The sequence below is a fragment of the Falsigemmobacter intermedius genome, assembly GCF_004054105.1.
Classification (GTDB): Bacteria; Pseudomonadota; Alphaproteobacteria; order Rhodobacterales; family Rhodobacteraceae; genus Wagnerdoeblera; species Wagnerdoeblera intermedia.
This window is the reverse complement of record NZ_SBLC01000047.1, coordinates 1-1300: the sequence shown is the minus strand read 5'-3', so window position 1 is coordinate 1300 and position 1300 is coordinate 1. Positions and strand designations below refer to the sequence as shown.

Sequence of the window (1300 nt, the reverse complement as noted above, 5' to 3'; positions counted from 1 at the left end):
CAGAAATCACGTCGTGCGGCACGAAACGCCACGCGCGACAGGGAAAGCATCAAAGACCCCGTAGCGCACAAGCGCACTGACGGGTGGCATCACGCCCATTTCAAGCCGCCGAGCCCCCGACCCGCGACCGGAAAAGGTCAAAAATCGAGGTGCCCTTTAGGCTTACGGAAGGATAGCGGTAATCGGGCGCGGCGTTGAGCTGGTCTCGGCAGGGAGCACCGGCAGAGTTACCTGGGGTACCGTGCCGGTCAGGGCGTCAAGGAAGGCTACGATCTTGGCGGTTTCTTCCGGCTTCAGCTCTTCACCCAACTGGCTTTCTGCCATGATCTCCACGGCAATTCCTAAGTCCCAGACTTTGCCCGAGTGGAAATACGGCGCGGTGACAGCGACGTTACGCAAGGGGGCGGCGCGGAAGACATATTCGTCGTCAACCGTTTCGGTTACGGCGAAGCGGCCCTTGTCATCACGAGGCAAAATCTCAGCACCGGGCTTTTCAATCAAACCAAAGGGGTAATACCCTTGCCCGCCAAGGTTCACGCCCGAATGGCAACTTGTGCAGCCCTTATCGATGAACAACTGCAACCCTGCCAGCTGATCTGCGTTCATCGCTTTGTCATCACCGGCCAGCCAGGCGTCGAACGGCGCCGGGGTAAGAAGGGTGGCCTCAAAGACTTCAATTGCCTTGGCCATGTTCTCAAAGTTCACTGGCTCTTTCTGCTCAGGAAACGCAGCCGAAAACCACTCCACATATTGCGGCATGGAGCTCAGCGTCGCGATCACGTTCTCGGGCGTATTTGCCATTTCCACGGCAGCTTGAACCGGACCCTTGGCCTGTTCAGCAAGATCGGCAGCGCGGCCGTCCCAGAACTGGGCGATGTTTAGCACAGAGTTGAAGACCGTCGGCGAATTCCGCGGTCCTTTTTGCCAGCCATGCCCCACCGAGGTCTCCATATTGTCATCGCCGCCTGTTGTCAGGTTATGACAGCTGTAGCAGCTGAAAACGCCGGAAGCGGACAGTCGAGGATCAAAGAACAAAGCGGCACCGAGAGAAACTTTCTCGGGCGTGGCGCTGTTCATCGCAATCTGGGGCGCAGCGGCGGGAAGCGGCGCGAAAACCGTTAAAGCAGTCTCTCTGAGAGGATCGGCCGAAGCAGCGCCTACGCACATCGTGCTTGCCAGGAGAGAGCTGAGGACTAAACGTCGCATAATATTTCCGTATGTAAGTGTGACGCTCAACTGGAGCTATGGTCGAAAGTTGGTGACGCTCGATCAGGCGGCGGTTTGAAGTTGACGGAGACCG

The 1300-nt window shown here is 57.8% G+C and carries 1 protein-coding gene; it reads right to left on the bottom strand.

All coding sequences use genetic code 11. The features are described 5' to 3' along the window. Positions 1–162: 162 nt before the first annotated feature. Positions 163–1206 (bottom strand): cytochrome-c peroxidase, encoded by a 1044-nt coding sequence (locus EP867_RS17180; RefSeq protein WP_128490695.1) that lies wholly within the window; start codon positions 1204–1206, stop codon positions 163–165. Between the last annotated feature and the right edge of the window lie 94 nt (positions 1207–1300).

What these genes read in the sequence shown, in the direction of transcription:
- EP867_RS17180 (WP_128490695.1), bottom strand. Translation starts at nt 1,206, where the DNA reads ATGCGACGTTTAGTCCTCAGCTCTCTCCTGGCAAGCACGATGTGCGTA.